The sequence below is a fragment of the Bacteroides sp. D2 genome, from assembly GCF_025147085.1.
GTDB lineage: Bacteria > Bacteroidota > Bacteroidia > Bacteroidales > Bacteroidaceae > Bacteroides.
The window spans coordinates 4,227,513-4,246,468 of record NZ_CP102261.1; the positions used below are offsets into that span (position 1 = coordinate 4,227,513).

Annotated in this window: 11 protein-coding genes and 1 pseudogene; 6 read left to right on the forward strand and 6 right to left on the reverse strand. The window is 41.7% G+C overall.

The genetic code is table 11. From position 1 onward, the window contains the following. Positions 1 to 107 precede the first annotated feature (107 nt). The 5 genes and pseudogenes from NQ505_RS14990 to NQ505_RS15010 all read left to right on the forward strand — a co-directional run bounded on the left by NQ505_RS14990 (position 108) and on the right by NQ505_RS15010 (position 11,620). On the forward strand, positions 108 to 3,434 hold the full coding sequence (locus NQ505_RS14990; protein ID WP_008999152.1) for a TonB-dependent receptor: 3,327 nt from the start codon (positions 108 to 110) through the stop codon (positions 3,432 to 3,434). Between the two features lie 11 nt (positions 3,435 to 3,445). Further along, entirely contained in the window at positions 3,446 to 5,269 is a 1,824-nt protein-coding gene (locus NQ505_RS14995) for a RagB/SusD family nutrient uptake outer membrane protein (RefSeq protein ID WP_008999153.1), read from the forward strand. Between the two features lie 30 nt (positions 5,270 to 5,299). Then, positions 5,300 to 7,015: a DUF4979 domain-containing protein gene (locus NQ505_RS15000; protein ID WP_008999154.1), complete on the forward strand. Its 1,716-nt coding sequence runs from the start codon at positions 5,300 to 5,302 to the stop codon at positions 7,013 to 7,015. A 124-nt stretch (positions 7,016 to 7,139) separates the two neighbouring features. Then, positions 7,140 to 9,397, forward strand: a pseudogene (locus NQ505_RS15005) (alginate lyase family protein); the annotation flags it as partial. 21 nt (positions 9,398 to 9,418) lie between these two features. Continuing rightward, the gene (locus tag NQ505_RS15010) at positions 9,419 to 11,620 is read left to right on the forward strand and encodes a GH92 family glycosyl hydrolase (protein ID WP_085938547.1); all 2,202 of its coding nucleotides are present in this window, start codon (positions 9,419 to 9,421) and stop codon (positions 11,618 to 11,620) included. Positions 11,621 to 11,729: 109 nt separating this feature from the next. On the opposite strand, the gene NQ505_RS15015 is transcribed toward NQ505_RS15010, so the two are convergent. From NQ505_RS15015 to NQ505_RS15025, 3 genes are all read right to left on the reverse strand, one after another. Continuing rightward, a complete protein-coding gene (locus NQ505_RS15015; RefSeq protein WP_008999155.1) occupies positions 11,730 to 12,644 on the reverse strand; it encodes a DMT family transporter in 915 nt (304 codons plus the stop codon). 69 nt (positions 12,645 to 12,713) lie between these two features. Next, a complete protein-coding gene (locus tag NQ505_RS15020; RefSeq protein ID WP_008999156.1) occupies positions 12,714 to 13,283 on the reverse strand; it encodes a Crp/Fnr family transcriptional regulator in 570 nt (189 codons plus the stop codon). A gap of 226 nt (positions 13,284 to 13,509) precedes the next feature. Continuing rightward, entirely contained in the window at positions 13,510 to 13,947 is a 438-nt protein-coding gene (locus NQ505_RS15025) for a DUF6078 family protein (RefSeq protein ID WP_008999157.1), read from the reverse strand. 278 nt (positions 13,948 to 14,225) lie between these two features. Between NQ505_RS15025 and NQ505_RS15030 the strand changes: the two genes are divergently transcribed. Further along, the gene (locus NQ505_RS15030; RefSeq protein WP_008999158.1) at positions 14,226 to 14,708 is read left to right on the forward strand and encodes a DUF456 domain-containing protein; all 483 of its coding nucleotides are present in this window, start codon (positions 14,226 to 14,228) and stop codon (positions 14,706 to 14,708) included. A 109-nt stretch (positions 14,709 to 14,817) separates the two neighbouring features. Here NQ505_RS15030 and rpiB read toward each other — a convergent pair whose 3' ends face one another. From rpiB to NQ505_RS15045, 3 genes are all read right to left on the reverse strand, one after another. Beyond that, positions 14,818 to 15,252 (reverse strand): ribose 5-phosphate isomerase B, encoded by a 435-nt coding sequence (gene rpiB, locus NQ505_RS15035; RefSeq protein WP_004297448.1) that lies wholly within the window; start codon positions 15,250 to 15,252, stop codon positions 14,818 to 14,820. Beyond that, on the reverse strand, positions 15,252 to 17,261 hold the full coding sequence (locus NQ505_RS15040) for a transketolase family protein (protein ID WP_008999159.1): 2,010 nt from the start codon (positions 17,259 to 17,261) through the stop codon (positions 15,252 to 15,254). Before NQ505_RS15040 ends, rpiB begins: the two co-directional genes overlap by 1 nt. Before the next feature lie 142 nt (positions 17,262 to 17,403). Continuing rightward, entirely contained in the window at positions 17,404 to 18,948 is a 1,545-nt protein-coding gene (locus tag NQ505_RS15045; protein WP_008999160.1) for an alpha-N-arabinofuranosidase, read from the reverse strand. Between the last annotated feature and the right edge of the window lie 8 nt (positions 18,949 to 18,956).

An 18,956-nucleotide genomic window follows, 5' to 3' on the forward strand; every position in this document is an offset into this window, starting at 1 on the left:
AGAGAAGAAAATTTTGGCCGATTTTCTTCTCTCCGAGATGTTTGCATCTCAAAAAATTAAACTTCCTCTTGAATGGAATAGTGTTTAATCTTAAAACTTACAAATGTATGAATAAACAGTCTATGACTTACGGGTATCCCCCAAAAAGAAGCATAAAAAACATAAAAATAACTTTTACCGTTTTGTTATTATTTATTTTGCAGCTCACAACAAGCAATATTTATGCGCAGGATAAAAAAGTATCCATATCGGTAAAGAATGAAAATCTGGAGAATGTAATAAGAATGGTTGAGAAGCAGACGGATTATCTGTTCTTTTACAATTCTGATGAAATCAATAGGAAACAAAAAATAACAATCGATAAAAGAAACAGCACATTAAAAGATGTACTTGAAGTAATTACCGCTAAAGCTAATTTATCATATACCATTAAAGGTCGTCATATCATACTGACGCAAAAGGTTGAAAAGACTGCTGTGGGTGGAAGTTCTTCAACTAAGCCGTCGGAGAGAACAGTGACGGGTATAGTAAAAGATGAAACGGATTTCCCGGTTGTGGGGGCAAATATTGTGATACCCAAGACGAAGAAAGGAGTTATTACAGATATAAATGGTGCTTTTTCCTTGAATGTAACTCCCGGAGATGTAATTGAAATTTCCTATTTGGGGTATATGACACAGGAAATTAAGGTAACAGATCAGAAATCACTGAATATTGTGTTGCGGGAGAATGCAAAAGCCTTGAGTGAAGTGGTGGTTGTGGGATATGGAGCTGTGAAGAAATCTGATTTGACAGGTTCTGTAGCTTCCGTGTCCAATGCAAATCTGGTAAGGGGAGGCAATACAAACTCTGCCGGTGCTTTGCAGGGTGAACTTTCCGGAGTGACGATCGTACGCTCCAATAACAAACCGGGTGGAGGGTATGACATCAAAATCCGTGGTATTAATTCTATAACAGCTTCTTCCTCTCCGTTGATTGTCATTGACGGAGTGCCGGGTGGAAATCTGGACTTTGTGAATCCGGATGATATTGAAAAGATAGATGTGTTGAAAGATGCGTCTGCAACAGCTATTTATGGATCCAGTGGTGCCAATGGAGTTATCATTGTTACAACTAAGAGAGGCCAGGCCGGTAAACCCAAGATTTCGTATAATGGCTATGTGGGGTTTAGAACGTATACTAACCTGCCGGATATGATGTCCGGAGATGAATATGTACAGCTTGCCAGAGAAGCAACTCGTGGCGGGGCTCCCAATTATGTTTATAAAAGAGACGAGCAGATATTTACAGATCCCTCCGAACTTCAGGCGGTAAAAGATGGTAACTATTATGATTGGTTGGATGCTATTTCCGATCCTGCTTTTATAACCAACCATAGCCTGTCGGCAGTAGGAGGTACGGAAGCTGTAAAATATGGTTTCTCCGGTGGATACTATTATGAAGATGGTATGATTCAGCCGCAAGAATATACGCGTTATAATTTGCGTTCAGTGGTAGATATAACTATCAACAAACATGTGTCTTTTGGTGGAAGTATGTACGCTACTCACAGTATTCGTGAAAAAGGTAACTGGGACTTATTGCGGGATGTATTCCGTATGCGTCCTACACAACATCCGAACAGTTTGGTGACAGGTGAAGAAATCTGGAAGTATTCGAGTAATAATCTTTTCAATCCTCTGATTACTTCAAAGAATCAGCGTTCGCAAGTGAAAAGTTTAAATCTTCAAAGTAATATCTATCTGAAAATAACTCCTATTGAAAATTTAGAGTTGACTTCTTCCTTTTCTCCGTATTTTACGCAGACATCTATGGGCGATTATATCGGAGTATGGACTAAAGCGCAGCAAGGTACGGCCAAAGGAGCAATTGCTAATGCTACAAAGGATAATTCGTTGAGTTGGATCTGGGATAACATTATAAATTATACTTGGAAGAAGGCGATACATTCCATTACTGCTACCGGAGTTTTTTCTGCACAGAAATATCAGTATGACAGATTATATGGGGCGACAAAAGACCTGTCATATAATTCGTTGTGGTATAATTTGAATGGAGGAGAAATTACAGGATTAAGTTCTAATTTCAATCAGTGGACTATGATGTCTTACGTCGGTAGAGTCAACTACGGGCTTTTAGACAGATATTTGTTGACGGCTAGTTTGCGTTATGATGGTTCATCTAGGTTGGCTGACGGTCATAAATGGGCGCTCTTCCCTTCAGTAGCTGTTGCATGGAGAATTACAGAAGAAAACTTTGCCAAAGATTTGCAGTGGTTGTCTAATCTAAAGTTGCGTTTGAGTTATGGACAGGCTGGTAATGCCAATTCTGTTTCCCCTTACGCTTCTGAAGGGAACATTTCGGGTTCTGTTTATTATCCTTTCGGTACTTCTACTTCTGTAGGTAATCTTCCCGCTAATATAGCTAATCCCTTATTGACATGGGAGCGTACTTCCGAATATAATGTTGGATTTGACTTCGGCTTTTTAGGTCAGCGTATTTCCGGTAATATTGAATATTATAACCGGACAACGAATGATTTATTGATGGGGCGTAATATTCCGGTTCATTTAGGTTACTCATCGGTAGTTTCCAATGTGGGTTCAGTGAGAAACTGCGGATTTGAATTACAGCTAAATACGGTAAATGTTGCATCGAAGAACTTTACATGGAATACGACCATTAATTTAGCTTATAATAAAAATGAGATTGTAAGTCTTGCCGATGAAGAAGATTTGAGTAACTATTCTGTGAATCTGAAAGGAATGAGAGGCCGTTATTCGGATAAAAGATTTATCGGTAAGCCTGTAGATACTAACTGGAATCAGAATACGATTGGTGTGTGGCAGTTGGGAGAAGAAGAGGAAGCAGCGAAATATGGGTGTGTACCGGGTAATTTCAAGATTAAAGACTATAATAATGACGGAAAACTTACTGATGACGATTATATCATAGATGGTAAACGGACTCCGGATTGGACGGGAGGTATGACGAATATGTTTAAATACCGTGATTTTGATTTATCTTTCCACATGTATTTCCAGTTAGGCGCTACTCAATACGACCGTTTCTTTGAAAACTTTGCATTGGAATGGAACAGCCAGAACTTTAATAATTTGCGGACAAACTACTGGACACCGGAGAACCCTTCCAATACAATGGGACGACCTTCACAAATGGGTTCCAGAGGCAATATTGCTTATGAAAAGACCGATTTCCTGAAAGTATCCTATGTCACATTGGGATATTCGCTGAATAAGAAACTACTGTCAAAATGGGGGTTAAGCAATGCCCGTATCTATGTGACAGTACAGAATCCTCTCATCCTGACGAAATTCAGGGGACTTGATCCGGAACAGCCGGATATAACAAATATCGGAGATACGGATGGTATGACTAAGAATACGCTATTAGGTGTTAATGTTTCATTTTAAAAAACAGATTTATGAAAAACAAAAAATATTTGAAATATGTCCTTTTATCATTAACTATAAGTATAGGGATGAGTTCTTGTTCTGATTTTTTGGATGAAGTGAATTATTCCAGTCAATCAGCGGATAAATATTATCAGACTAAAAGTGGATATGAAAGTTTGATTGTAGGGTGTTATTCAAACTTGAAGAATATTTATAATAATACGAACTTTCAGATTTTCACTCAACAGGGGACAGATGTGTTTACACAGAATTATCCGACGGAAATTACTCCGATGAATCAGTACACCACTACTTATCAGTCGAGTAATGGTACGGTTTATTCCATGTGGAGCTCTTATTATAATGCTTTGAAGAATGTGAATGCTGCTATCGACCGTTCGGAGAATGTGATTCTACGGACAGATGATCCGGATGGCATGGAACCGAATACTCTCGCGCAACGAGTAGCGGAGGCTAAGGCATTGCGAGCATGGTACTTATTAGAGATTATTAGAAACTGGGGAAAGGCCCCGTTGGAAATACATGAAGCGAAAGAACCTTCTTATACCGTTGAGTATGCGGATGGTGCCGCTTTTTATAAGCAAATATTTGAAGATCTGGAGGCAGCAATCGCAGTGCTTCCTTACCGGCAGACGGGTTCCAACTATGGCCGTATGTCTAAAGCTGCAGCCAAACATATCCGGGCACTAGCTTATCTGACACGTGGATATGAAGATTATGCGGATTCAAAAGATTTTGAGAATGCTTTTAAAGATGCGGAGGACGTATATCTTAATTCAGGACACAAATTATTGGACGATTATGCTATGGTACATCGTCAGTCGAATGAAATGAATGACGAGATTGTTTTTGCGATTGGTTTTGCTGATGCGGCGAACTATAATACGAATATCTGGAATCAGTGGTTCATGATGCCATATTCTATTGGCGGCTGGTTAGGATTAGGGAAAGATAGCTATTATGGCAATGCCAGTGCGCATGTAAAAGCAATTCCTGCTAAATATGCTTATCTCATGTATGACTGGCAGAAAGACAGACGTCCATCAGTCACTTATATGAGTCCGCTGAATGGAGACAAGAATACTTCTGTGGATGGAAAAGACGCTGGCAAAAACTGGTTCCAGTGTACTACTCCTGTGGATGGAGTTTTTGCAAAAGGTGATAAGATCATCTACTTCCCGGTTCCTACCGATCCGGAATATAAGGTATGGTCTGCTTCAGATAAAGATAAGGTAAGATACAAGGTCTTTAATTTCCCGGCTGGCGACGCGAGCGATATGTCCGATGACGATTATTATAAGTATGCTTATCAGACGACAAATTCAACGTCTCGTACTTTCCTTCCTATTTGGAAATTCAAAGATGGAAATACAGAGTTTAAAGAGGATGAATCTGGTTCCGGCACACGTGATATTTATCTGTTCCGTCTGGCAGAAACCTGTCTGATAGCAGCAGAAGCGGCAGTTATGAATAATGATAATGACAATGCGATCAAATATATTAATTATGTTGCTTCACGTGCGGCCAAGAATGCTCCGGTTGCAGGTCTTACAGGCTATAGCGGGACTGTAACATTAGACGATATACTTGATGAGAGGGCGAAGGAATTATTAGGCGAAGGGTCACGTTGGAATGATTTGCAGCGTACTCGTAAATTGGCAGAACGTGTGTTGAAATATAACTGGGATGTATCTAATATTCATGGTGGTACAATCAAGACTACTCTGACAGAAGAGTCTTTTAAGAATAAATTTATTCTGCGCCCTATTCCTTTGCAATGGTTAAATTCTTTATCCAATGGAAGTGAATTGGGAAATAATCCCGGTTGGTAACCGAATGTTGAATTTTAAAACGAAACTTATATGAAACTAAGATATATTTTACCGATACTATTTTTATTGTTTGCTTTTGTTTCATGTCAGGAAGATAATACGCCTCCACCGGCTAATCCGAATCCGAATTATACGGAAACGGGCCCTTCTATGGACTTTGTTCATCCGGGAATCCTGCATACGACAAGTAGCTTGAACCGGATGAAAAACTTTGTGATGGGCAATGTTTCTCCGGCTATAGACTGCTATAGGAAACTTGAATCAAACCGTTTGGCTTCTTCCAGCTATGCAATACAAGGTCCTTTCACTGTCATTGCACGTGATGGAATTAATGCAAGTACTAAAACGCCTAGTGAAGAAGATCATAAGGCAGCCTATTTGAATGCGGTTATGTGGTGCCTGACAGGGAACGAAGCACATGCAAAGAAAACGATAGAGATATTGAATGCCTACGCCGGGACATTGCGTGAGATAGGTCCTGATGCCAATGACGACCCTTTATGCGCTTCTTTGCAAGGATTTCTTTTAGTAAATGCAGCCGAACTGATTCGATATACCTATGAACCTGTTTCTCAAACGGATATTGATGCTTGGGAGAAGATGTTCCGTAATGTATTTATTCCGGTTTTGAGAGAGTTTTTTGCCAAACCGGCTTATACGAATGGCAACTGGGGTACTGCTGCTATCAAAGCTTTTATGGGATTCGGTGTTTTCTTGGATGATGAAAGTTTATATAATGAAGCTGTTGATTTTTTCTATAATGGTAATGACAATGGTAGTTTGACAAACTATATCAGTGAAACCGGACAGTGTCAGGAGAGCGGACGTGACCAGAATCATACGATGTTAGGATTGGGACATTTGGCGGAAGCGTGTGAAATTGCTTATAATCAGAAAAACGAAACGCTCTATAGCGCCTCGGAAAATAGATTGTTGACGGGTTATGAATATACAGCTAAATATAATCTCGGATATAATGATGTTCCTTTTGTCACCTGGCAGGATGTTACCGGACGATATTCAAACTGGACGGTCATTTCTACGGCAGACAGAGGTAGCTTCCGTCCCGTGTTTGAGATAGCCTACAATCATTATGTGACTCGTAAAGGCTTGAAGATGCCGTATACCCAGCAGGTGATATCCAGAATTTCTCCGGAAGGGGAGGCACAATGGTGTGACCATCCGGGATATGGAACGCTACTGTTCCGTTCGGAAAGTGGAATGCCGCCAAGTGAAGGAGCTGTTGACGGTAAGGGTACAGATTGGAAGGTTGTGACTAATAATGCGACTGGCAAAGCCGAAGGCGATGACTACATTGTAACACCTTCTTTGCAAGGCAACGGAAAGTATAGAGGTGATGTGAAGCGAGGACAACTGGCATTGCATATCGGTAATTATCCAATTCTTGCAGTTGTGATAAAAGGACTGCCAGCTACCCGTGCGTTTACGTTCGACTCTTCCGAATATGGATATTATAAAAATAGTGTAGGCAACCAATGGGGACAGAATACAGCATCAAGTATTGAAAAAGACTATGGAACGGTCTACTATTGGAATTTTAGCGAAGGAAACTTCTTTAAAGATGATAAGAATGTATATCTGCCCACAGATAAATCATTCAATATAACTATTACCTTGAAGATTGCCGATCTTGTTTATCCGGATGGAGTATCACCTTATACTATCAAATGGATGAAAGCATTTAGAAATGTTGATGAACTGAACAGTTATCTGGAAGAGAATTAATTTCCTTCCGTTTTTAAGGTAGAAAGAAGACCATGTAATTATGGTCAGCCCTTTTTGACAGGGCTGATTATAATTGCATGGTCATATATACATCCATTTAAATAATAGGTAAATAGATATGAACCTGATAAAGAAAAGAATATTCTCTTTGTGGGCTAGTCTGTGTATTCTGTGTGCAGTTAATGCACAAGAGACAGAACTGACCTACTGTAATAAGCAGATACATAAAACATTAAAAGCGATAGGAACTTCCTCTAAAATTCCGAGATCCATGGATGCTCATAAGTTGCATTGGAATATGGTGGGTGTCGATGATTGGACGAGTGGCTTTTTTCCGGGAGTTTTATGGTATGATTACGAATATAGCCGGGAACCGGAGATAAAAGAAAAAGCCGTTTATTTCACCAGACTGTTAGAGCCTTTATCCCATAAAGTTACCAGTCATGATTTGGGATTTCAGATATTCTGTAGTTATGGCAATGCCTACCGTCTGACAAAGGATAAATATTATAAGGACGTTATTCTCAAAAGTGCGGAAGAACTGTCCAAACTGTATAATTCCAGGGTTGGGACTATTCTGTCATGGCCGTGGAAAGTTGCCGAAAATGGTTGGCCGCACAATACAATCATAGACAATATGATGAATCTGGAATTATTATTCTGGGCGTCAAAAAATGGAGGAGGTAAAAAGTATTATGATATGGCATTGTCACATGCTCGTGTAACTAAAGAAAATCACTTTCGTCAAGACGGCTCTTGCTATCATGTGGCCGTTTATGATACCATATCCGGCAGGCTTATAAAAGGAATCACTCACCAGGGATATAGTGACCGTTCTATGTGGGCACGTGGACAGGCATGGGCTATTTATGGCTATACGATGGTGTATCGTGAAACCCGTGATAAGGACTTCTTGCGATTTGCAGAAAAGGTGGCCGATCTTTATATCAGTCGTTTGCCGGCCGACCTGATTCCATTCTGGGATTTTGATGCACCAGATATTCCGGCAGCACCCAAAGACGCTTCGGCTGCTGCGGTAACAGCGTCCGCCTTATTGGAACTGTCAACATTGGAAGACGATCCGGAACGATCCGAACTATATTATGCATTAGCAAAAGAAATGCTTCATAGCTTATCTTCAGAGCACTATCAGAGTAGAAAGAAGAACTCTTCCTTTCTATTACATTCTACCGGGCATTATCCTGCCGGGGAAGAAATAGATGCTTCTATCATTTATGCCGATTATTACTATATAGAAGCACTTATGAGGCGGAAGAAAATAGAAGCAAAACAAGCTCTGTCGCAAGAGAATAAATTTATCCATCCGGGTATTCTACATACCCGGGAGAGCCTGGAGCGAATCAGGCATTATGTAGACCAGAAGATAAATCCGGCTTATCAGTCTTATTTATTGTTGCAGGCCGATCCTTGTGCTTCATCCGATTATCAGCTTCAGGGACCTTTTGAGGTTATAGCCCGCTTGGGAGTGAACAGCTATACAAAAAGACCGAGCGAAGATGACCATAAAGCAGCTTATTTGAATGCTCTGATGTGGACGATTACAGGAAAGGAAGCCCACGCCCGCAAATCAATCGAAATATTGAATGCGTATAGCGCTGTATTAAGACTGATTGGCCCCAATGATAATGATGATCCCCTGTGTGCTTCTTTACAAGGAAGTATGTTAGCCAATGCCGCCGAACTTATCAAACATACGTATGACAAGGTTGAAAAGAAAGATATTGCAAGCTGGGAGCACATGTTGCGTACGGTATTTATTCCGGTTCTGGATACCTTTTTCAAAGCCAAGCCTTATACAAACGGAAACTGGGGAGCCGCTGCAACGAAAGCATATATGGCTTTCGGCATTTTCCTGGATGATGAATCTTTGTATAATCAGGCTGTTGACTTCTACTATAATGGTCACGATAATGGTACAATTAAAAATTATATTAGCGAAAGCGGGCAGTGCCAGGAGAGTGGACGCGATCAGGACCACGTGATGTTCGGATTGGGTAATCTGTCTGAAGTTTGCGAAACAGGCTATAATCAAGGTGATGAAAAGATGTATGCCGCACTTGACAACCGTTTGCTGACCGGCTACGAATATACGGTAAAGTATAATCTGGGAGAATCGGTTCCTTTCAAAGTCTGGACAGATATATCAGGACGTTATTGCGATTGGCAAGTGATTTCGGAGAAAGAACGAGGAGCCTTTCGCCCGATATTTGAGATTGTATACAATCACTATGTCACCCGCAAGGGGTTGGATATGCCCTATACCCGGCGTGTAATGTCTAAAATCCCGATTGAGGGGGGCTCTAAATGGTGTGATGGTCCCGGATATGGAACATTACTTTTCAGAACACAAATGAATGAGAAATGAATAATAAACAAATGAAGATGACAATAAAGATACCCATCCTATTATTAAATATAGTTGGAGGACTACTGGTGTTGAGTTGTACTACACAACCCAAAGTAAATGCCGATTATTCGGTATATGTGAATCCGTTTATAGGCAATGCGGATAACGGACATACTTTTCCGGGAGCATGTGTTCCTTTCGGTATGATTCAGGCGAGCCCGGAAACAGGAAATGATGTCTGGAAGTATTGCAGCGGATATAATTTTGCGGATGATTCTATCATCGGCTTTGCCCAGACTCATTTAAGCGGAACGGGATGTCCTGATTTGGGTGATATCCTCTTACTACCTTTCAGTGGGAAGATCGAAAACAATGTCTATAAAGGTAAGTTTGATAAGAGGTCAGAAAATGCTTCTCCCGGATATTATGCTGTTCACCTGACAGATTTTGATGTGGATGTCGAACTGACTTCTACCCAACGGACAGCTTTTCATCGTTACGTTTATCATTCGGATGCACCATCCGGGTTACTGGTAGACTTGCAGAGCGGAGTCGTATGGGATCGGGAATGGCTTAAAAAACATGTGATGTATGCTGATATGGATCTGCCGGATAACCATACCATCACCGGACATCAGATGGTAGAGAACTGGGTGAAACGTTCCTATTATTATGTGATTTCTTTTGATAAACCCTATACGGTAAAGGATACCTTATCTTCTGTTGATCCGGAGAAAGGGAAACGTCTTCTGTTGGATTTCAATCTGGCGAAAGGGGATACCTTGCAAGTGAAAATAGCACTTTCAACGGTAGGAGTAGAGGGTGCCATTGCAGCTTTGGAAAAAGAAAATCCGGCATGGAATTTTGAGGGAATCCGTACGAAGGCACATAACCAATGGAATCAACTATTCTCTAGGGTGAAAGTTACGGGAAGTGATGCACAGAAAACCAACTTTTATACATCGCTCTACCATCTGTTTATCCAACCTAACAACATTGCTGATATAGACGGTCGTTATCGTGGAGCCAATGATAGTATATATACTTCGAAGACGGGTAGTTATTATTCTACTTTATCTTTGTGGGACACTTACAGGGCAGCTCACCCCTTATATACGATTCTATGTCCGGAAAAGGTGGATGGTATGATCCAGAGTATGCTTGACCATTATAAAATACAAGGATATCTGCCGATATGGGCTTTGTGGGGAAAGGAGAGTCATTGTATGATAGGGAATCATGCCATTCCTGTCATAGTGGATGCCTATCTGAAAGGTTTCCGCGGATTTGAACCGGAAGAGGCGTATGCTGCTATTCGTGGCACTTCAACCGTTAGTCATCAGCATTCCGACTGGGAGATTTATGACCAATACGGATATTATCCTTTCGATCTTATCCCAAAAGAATCTGTTTCCCGGACACTGGAATCGGGATATGATGATTATTGTGTGGCTCAAATGGCTAAAGCGCTGGGGAATGATGAAGATTATGCTTATTTCTCCAAACGCTCTTCCTATTATAAGAATCTGCTGGACCCTTCAACAACCATGATGAGAGGGAAAGATTCGAAGGGGGACTGGCGTACTCCTTTTAACACCTTGTTATTGTCACATGCTGCCACTTCCGGCGGAGATTATACGGAGGGGAATGCCTGGCAATATACTTGGCACGTGCAACATGACGTGGAAGGGTTAATCGAACTACTCGGAGGTAAAGAGAAGTTTGCCAATAAACTGGACTCTTTATTTTTCCTGGAATCATCTAAAGAGAATACAGGATTCACCCAAGATGTAACGGGGCTTATCGGACAGTATGCACACGGCAATGAGCCAAGCCATCATGTGGCTTATTTATATAACTATGTGGGACAACCGCATAAAACACAGCAACTCATTCGTGAGATTTTTGACCGTTTCGATCTGCCCAAACCGGATGGATTGTGCGGAAATGACGATTGCGGACAAATGTCTGCATGGTATATCTTCTCTGCAATGGGATTCTATCCGGTAAATCCGATTGGAGGGGAGTATATATTAGGAGCACCGCAGATAGAAGAAGTCACCATTTCATTACCGAATCATAAAACATTCACGGTACAGGCAAAGGGCTTATCGGATGAAAATAAGTATGTGCAGTCGGTAACGTTGAATGGCAAACCTGTTGAGAATTTCAGAATATATCATTCGGATATTATGAAAGGAGGAGAATTGGTATTTGTGATGACTGATCGATATTGAGTGTTTAGTGAAATGCTCCTTCACTCTTACAACATTTTCTGTATCTCTTTATTCATCAGCAATAGCGGGTGAAGCCCTATGCTTCACCCGCCCCTTCACCAGAACTTCCTTAATGTGACTGAACAATTTCTTTCTCTGGTATCTTCTGCGATTTCTTTCGTTGGTCGGCTAATATGACAATAATGACAGATAGTAATATAAGTAATAAACCGGCCAAAGATTGAAATGAAAAATGTTCCGCAAAGACTAATACTCCTACAACAACTGCAACCAGCGGTTCCATCGAGCCAAGGATGGCTGTTGTGGTGGAGCCTGCATACTTCACTGCTAAAATCAACGTCAAATCCGAGATGACTGTTGATAGAAATGCCAGTGCAAGGATATATAATCCGGCTTTTGTACCCGGAATGGCAGATATTCCCGTTGTACACAGACTATAGATAAAGAAGATGATGCAGCCGCCCAGGAGTACATAGAATGTAAGTACTTCAGCAGGCAGTTTACCTAAACCCGATTGATTCAGGGCAACAATATATATACCGTAGGTCAATATGGTAAGAGCTGCCAGTCCGACTCCCATTAATCGAATACTGCTTCCTCCCGACCAGCACATGAATGCAACGCCTATCAATGATAGTGAAGCTGCCAGGAACAAAGCCTTTGATTTTTGCTCCTTAAAAAATACTACCATCAGGAAGCTGACGCATATAGGGTAGAGGAAGTGAATCGTTGTAGCCACTCCACTGCTTATATAATGGTAGGAATAAATAAGGAACAACGCTGTTAGAGCATACAAAGCACCTAACCCAGTGATGGAAATCAGATGTTTCATATTGACTCTTAAAGGACTTTTATGTATGAGGCATACTGCTCCCATCATAAGAGTTGAAAACAGAAAACGATAAAAAAGAATGTTGGATTCATTCATCCCCATATCTCCCATTAGTGGGATAGTGAATAATGGAATGAGACCAAATGTGCCTGATGAAATCATGGCATAAATAATACCTTTTAAACTTTTCATATCATACGTATTTAAAATTTGAGCGCAAAGGTAGGCCAACCGGAAGAACGAAAAGTTACCAAAGGGTAATTAATAAATATCGGCTCTGATTCTGCTCAAAGACTGTGGAGTTATATCCAGCCATGCGGAAAGATCTCTCATAGACAATCTTTGTACAAGTTGAGGCATTTTCTCAAGTAAGTACTGATATTGCTCTTTCTTACTCATCCAGTGGATGGATGAAAAATAGGAAGAAGATACTGCAAGCCATTCCTGGAGAAGCATTCTTCCCCAATTGGATAGATTAATAGATGTTCCAAATAGGTCAGCCAAGTCTTTACGGGAGATTCTCCACAAAATGCAATCGTCTATCGTCTCTAAAGTGTATAAGGATTGTCCGCTATGAATCAAATCGGGCGAACTAAAAGGAACCTCATTCTCTAGTGCAAAGAATACGATAAATTCTCTGCCTTCTCTGAAAATTGTACTTTTTACGATCCCTTTCTCTACAAAATAGATATAATGATCTGCTTGACCCTCCTGCAGGATGGTCTCTTTCTTTTTCAGAGAAAGCCTTGTAAACTTTTCAAGTAATATATTTATGTCTTTCTCGAAAAGCCCGTACTTGTCATTTAGTATTTTTCTGATGTTTGTATTCATAATATAAAAAAAACAAAGATACATCGTACAATGTTGGCATGATCCGAGTCTTTTTCTTGTTTCATGCCTTGAAACTGTTAGTTTCCCTATTTGAAACTATTAGTTTCTCGGTGTGAAACTACTGGTTTCCCGGTGTGAAACTTTTAGTTTCTAGCGCCTGAAACTTTTAGTTCCACAGCATGAAACCAAAAGTTTCACACCGGGAAAAACTATTTAGAGCGTAGCTTTACCAATTATATTCGTCAGTGTAACTGTCAAAGGCAGGTTCTTCCATAATTCCTTTCCGGCGGAAGAGTTGACAGATGAAGGCTTGGTCATTGGGAGTGATGGGACGTTCTTCCCGGTAGAAACGGTAATAAAGGTTTTTGCCGAAATGACTTATCAGTTGGTTGCGGATACTGGTTCCATCTTTGAAGGGTACTTTATCCAATAGATGACTGATTCCCCAAGCTACGTGCATTTTTTCGGCAGTCTTGAAGTAAGGACAAGCAGTGCTGTCGGTCGGAATACTGACGGGATTTACGATGCTGATAAAAGAAGTATCGGCTGTGGTATGTAATGCTGCGACATGGCGCAGGCAATCGGGTGCTTTCGGACAGTGTTCGTTGAAACAACGGGCATAGTTGTAAGGTACCGGTTTGTTTTTTAATTTGTTATCGTTCATTTTTTTTATTATTGAATCGCTTGGTTGACAAAGGTAGGCTTTTTTATATTAGGAGGGGAGGTTTGAAATAGAAAAAATGCCCGGATGTGTAAATCAATGATACCGTCGATGATAGATTCATTGTGAAACAATGGTGAAGGGTGTGCCCTTCACCTGCAATCTCCGATGAATAAAGCGATGGCAGGAGAAAGGTGAAGGGAGGGGAAATAATTATTGATGTTAGCTTGTATTTACTGAAAGTTACTGTATTTTTGTGCAGATATTAAAATGTATAGACTATGCTGGACATTATTTTGATTGTGATTAGTGCCCTTTGTATGATAGCTGGGTTAGCAGGTTGTATCCTTCCGTTTCTTCCCGGTCCTCCCATTGCTTATTTGGGATTAGTCATTCTTCATTTCACGGATAAGGTGGAATATACTACGACACAATTGATCGTTTGGTTATTAATTGTAGCTGTATTGCAGGTGTTAGATTATTTTTCGCCAATGCTCGGGAGTAAGTATAGTGGCGGTAGTAAATGGGGAAACTGGGGATGTATCATCGGAACGCTAGTCGGACTTCTTTTCTTACCTTGGGGCATTATTCTCGGGCCTTTCCTCGGAGCTGTGATTGGTGAGCTATTGGGAAATAAGGAATTTTCTCAGGCACTTAAATCCGGATTCGGCTCATTAATCGGATTCATATTGGGAACTTTGCTGAAGTTTGTTGTTTGCGGTTATTTCTGTTATCAGTTTATTGCCGGTTTGTTTTTTAGATGATATGCAAGGATGGATCTTATTTCATTGGTTTATATGATATTTACATAAAAATAAAGCTGCCCTTCAGAAAGAAGAACAGCTTTACTCATATTTGATTTATCTTCAGGCTTTATTTTACCGGAATCTTATCAATACGGTTCTGATGGCGACCGCCGTCAAATTTTGTAGAGAAGAACTCTGTCAAAATCATATCCGCTTCTTCAGTGCTGATGAAGCGTCCCGGCATGACCAGAACATTAGCGTCGTTGTGCTGACGAGCCAGGTGTGCGATTTCTGCATTCCAGCAGAGAGCGGCACGAACCCCTTGGTGCTTGTTCAGTGTCATATTGATTCCGTTTCCACTGCCGCAGATAGCGATACCGGGATAACATTCTCCCGATTCCACTGCAAGAGCCAGCGGATGAGCATAATCCGGATAGTCTACGCTTGCGGTAGAGTTAGTTCCGAAATCCTTGTAAGCCCAGCCTTTTGCTTCCAGCCAGCCGCGAACATATTCTTTCAGTTCAAAACCGGCATGGTCGCATGCTAATCCGATTGTTTTCATTAGAGCATTGCTTTTACTTGGTTATATACGTTCTCGGCAGTAAATCCAAGTTTCTCATCCAATACAGTGTAAGGAGCAGAGAAACCGAAAGATTCCAATCCCCAAACTTTACCGTGGCAACCTACCAGACCTTGAAGAGTGACAGGCAGACCGGCAGTCATACCGAAAATCTTCGCATCTGCCGGAAGGATAGCTTCCTGATATTCTTTCGGTTGGTTACGGAACAGACCTTCAGACGGAGCAGATACAATGCGTACCTTTACACCATCTTTGCGAAGCAACTCTGTGCCGGCTACCAATGTAGCCACTTCAGAACCTGAAGCTACCAGGATTACATCCGGATTTTCGTCAGAACCTGCTACGATATAAGCACCCTTAGCTGCCTGTTCGTAATCAGTTCCTGCCGGTAAGTTGGCAATATTCTGGCGAGAGAAGATCAATCCTGTCGGAGTAGACATATTTTCCATGGCAAGTTTCCATGCAATAGTTGTTTCTTCTGCATCGGCCGGACGTAGTACCAACATAGAGTTGTGTCCCTTATGGTTCTTCAGTTTTTCCATCAGGCGGATTTGTGCTTCCTGTTCTACCGGTTCGTGAGTAGGACCGTCTTCACCTACGCGGAATGCGTCGTGTGTCCAGATGAATTTCACCGGTTGTTCCATCAAAGCAGCCATACGTACAGCAGGTTTCATGTAATCGGAGAATACGAAGAATGTACCGCAAGCAGCGATTACACCACCGTGTAAAGACATACCGATACAGATACAAGCCATTGACAATTCAGATACACCTGCCTGGAAGAATGCTCCGCTGAAATCGCCTTTCTTGAAAGAATGAGTCTTTTTCAGGAAACCGTCAGTCTTGTCAGAGTTAGAAAGGTCGGCAGAAGCAACGATCATGTTTTCTACTTGTGTGGCAAGTGCGCCCAGTACGGTTGCAGATGCAGCACGGGTAGCACTACCAGCTTTCTGTTCGATAGCAGCCCAGTCCACTTTCGGAGCTTTGCCCGAGAAGAAAAGTTCCAGTTTGGCAGCCAGTTCCGGGTTTGCTTTCGCCCACGCAGCTTTTGCTGCATATTTTTCAGCTACAATTTTCTTCAATTCTTCTGCACGTTTTGCATACAGTTCAGCTACTTCCGGGAATATAACGAACGGGTTAGTAGGATCACCACCTAGATTCTTGATTGTATTTACATAAGCGTCGCCACCGAGAGGAGCACCGTGTGTAGCGCAGTTGGCTTCATAGCTGCTACCGTCTGCCTTGCGTGCACCTTTACCCATAACCGTTTTACCGATAATCAGTGTCGGGCGTTCTTTTTCAGCCTGTGCTTCTTTGATTGCCGCACGGATTTCGTCAGGATCATTGCCGTTGATGCTAAGTACGTTCCATCCCCATGCTTCATATTTCATGGCAGTATCTTCAACGGTTACATCTTTCGTTTCAGTAGAAAGCTGAATGTCGTTGGAGTCATAGAACATAATCAGGTTGTCCAGCCCCAGTGCACCGGCAATACGTCCGGAACCTTGAGAGATTTCTTCCTGGATGCCACCGTCAGAGATGTAAGCATAGATTGTTTGATTCATCACCTCATTGAAACGGGCTTTCAGGAATTTGGCAGCGATGGCAGCACCCACAGCGAAAGTATGTCCTTGTCCTAGCGGACCGGAAGTATTTTCAATGCCACGCATGATGTCCACTTCAGGATGTCCCGGAGTAGGGCTTCCCCATTGACGGAATTCTTTCAGCTCGTCCAGAGTGAATTTTCCTGTCAATGCCAGCGTAGAATAAAGCATCGGAGACATGTGCCCCGGGTCGAGGAAGAAGCGGTCACGTCCTTCCCAACGGGGATTTTCAGGATCATATACTAGAAACTCAGAGAAGAGTACATTTACAAAATCAGCACCACCCATGGCGCCACCCGGGTGACCGGAATTGGCTTTCTCAACCATTGAAGCAGCAAGAATACGGATGTTATCCGCTGCACGATTCATAAGTTTGTTATCGTTCATATCATTAAAATTTAATTGATTTCTGTCAGATTGTTCGCAAAGATAACTCTTTATGTGGATTTAACAATCCAAAAGAGCTATCTTTTTTATCGACAATTTTACGGTCTTCTTGTTTGTGATACAATAAGTAATTGCCCTAAAATTACTGTAACTCTAAAGTAACAATGGACTTAGCAGGAAGTTTTACCTTCATTGTACCTTTATTGATTTTTACCTCTTTGAAAGGTACCGGTTTTACAATATTAGGGTTTTCAAAAGAATTGTAATCGGTCAGTTTTGCAGAGGTCAGAATCTCTCCGGCTGCTTTTTTGGCTTTCGTATCACCCAGATTGATGGTGATTTCCTGTGCTTCGTCAGCATCTACATTGGACAGAGAAATGTGGATCACTCCATCCTTGTTTTTGGAAGCTGTGGCGCTTACCATCGGAACGGTGCGGTTATCACGTACATTCATTTTTTCGCAAGTCAGGTCGATGGGAAGATAAGTGGCATCCTGATGTACTTTATACATCTTGAAGACATAATAAGTAGGAGTGAGCACCATTTCTTTGTCTTTCGTCAGAATCATGGATTGAAGTACATTGACAATCTGTGCGATGTTTGCCATCTTCAGGCGGTCTGTATATTTGTGGAATACGTCAAGGCTTAAAGAAGCAACGAAAGCATCGCGCAATGTATTCTGCTGATATAGGTGTCCTTTGATGGTTCCCGGTTCTTCATCCCACCAGGTTCCCCATTCGTCGAGTAAAAGAGCGATCTTTTTGTCCTTGTCATATTTATCCATGATGGCACAATGCTTCTTGAGCACATCTTCCACTTCCAGGCATTTACCCATTGTCCAATAATAATCATCCTTGTTGAATTGAGTGGCTGCTCCTTTGCTGCCGCTCCATCCGGTTACGGTGTAATAGTGGAGAGAAAGTCCCTGCATGCGATGTCCTACACGATTCATCAATACGTCTGTCCAGTTGTAGTCATAGTCACTTGCACCACTGGCAATTTTGAACAGACGGTTGCCGTCATAGTTACGGCAATAAGTAGAATAACGACGGTATAAGTCTGCATAATATTCCGGACGCATACTGCCACCACAGCCCCAGCTTTCATTTCCTACTCCCAGATATTTGAGTTTCCATGCTTTGTCACGACCATTCTTACGACGAAGATTGGCCATGGGAGAGTCCCCGTCGGAGGTCATGTATTCCACCCATTTGGCGAGTTCTTCTACGGTACCGCTACCTACATTTCCACTTACATAAGGTTCACAATCCAGCATTTCGCAAAGATTCAGGAACTCATGTGTACCGAAACTGTTATCTTCAATTGTTCCGCCCCAGTTGTTATTCACCATCTTCGGACGGTTTTCTTTCGGACCGATGCCGTCCATCCAATGATACTCATCGGCAAAGCAGCCACCCGGCCAGCGTAGAACGGGAACAGCCAAGTCTTTTAATGCATTGAATACATCTGTACGGTATCCCTTGATATTGGGTATATCTGACTTTTCGCCTACCCAAAGACCACCGTAGATACATGAACCCAGGTGTTCGGCAAACTGACCGTAGATTTCTTTCGGGATAATTTCTTTGCCTTGGTCGGCATGTACGGTTATGGTAGCACTCTTTTGCGCGGAAAGAGATACTGATGCTGCCAGAAAGGCCGTGCTGACTAATAGTTTTGCTTTCATAAATGGTA

Coding starts and splice junctions, on each gene's coding strand:
- NQ505_RS14990 (WP_008999152.1), top strand. CDS start 108: ATGAATAAACAGTCTATGACTTACGGGTATCCCCCAAAAAGAAGCATA.
- NQ505_RS14995 (WP_008999153.1), top strand. CDS start 3,446: ATGAAAAACAAAAAATATTTGAAATATGTCCTTTTATCATTAACTATA.
- NQ505_RS15000 (WP_008999154.1), top strand. CDS start 5,300: ATGAAACTAAGATATATTTTACCGATACTATTTTTATTGTTTGCTTTT.
- NQ505_RS15010 (WP_085938547.1), top strand. CDS start 9,419: ATGACAATAAAGATACCCATCCTATTATTAAATATAGTTGGAGGACTA.
- NQ505_RS15015 (WP_008999155.1), bottom strand. CDS start 12,644: ATGAAAAGTTTAAAAGGTATTATTTATGCCATGATTTCATCAGGCACA.
- NQ505_RS15020 (WP_008999156.1), bottom strand. CDS start 13,283: ATGAATACAAACATCAGAAAAATACTAAATGACAAGTACGGGCTTTTC.
- NQ505_RS15025 (WP_008999157.1), bottom strand. CDS start 13,947: ATGAACGATAACAAATTAAAAAACAAACCGGTACCTTACAACTATGCC.
- NQ505_RS15030 (WP_008999158.1), top strand. CDS start 14,226: ATGCTGGACATTATTTTGATTGTGATTAGTGCCCTTTGTATGATAGCT.
- rpiB (WP_004297448.1), bottom strand. CDS start 15,252: ATGAAAACAATCGGATTAGCATGCGACCATGCCGGTTTTGAACTGAAA.
- NQ505_RS15040 (WP_008999159.1), bottom strand. CDS start 17,261: ATGAACGATAACAAACTTATGAATCGTGCAGCGGATAACATCCGTATT.
- NQ505_RS15045 (WP_008999160.1), bottom strand. CDS start 18,948: ATGAAAGCAAAACTATTAGTCAGCACGGCCTTTCTGGCAGCATCAGTA.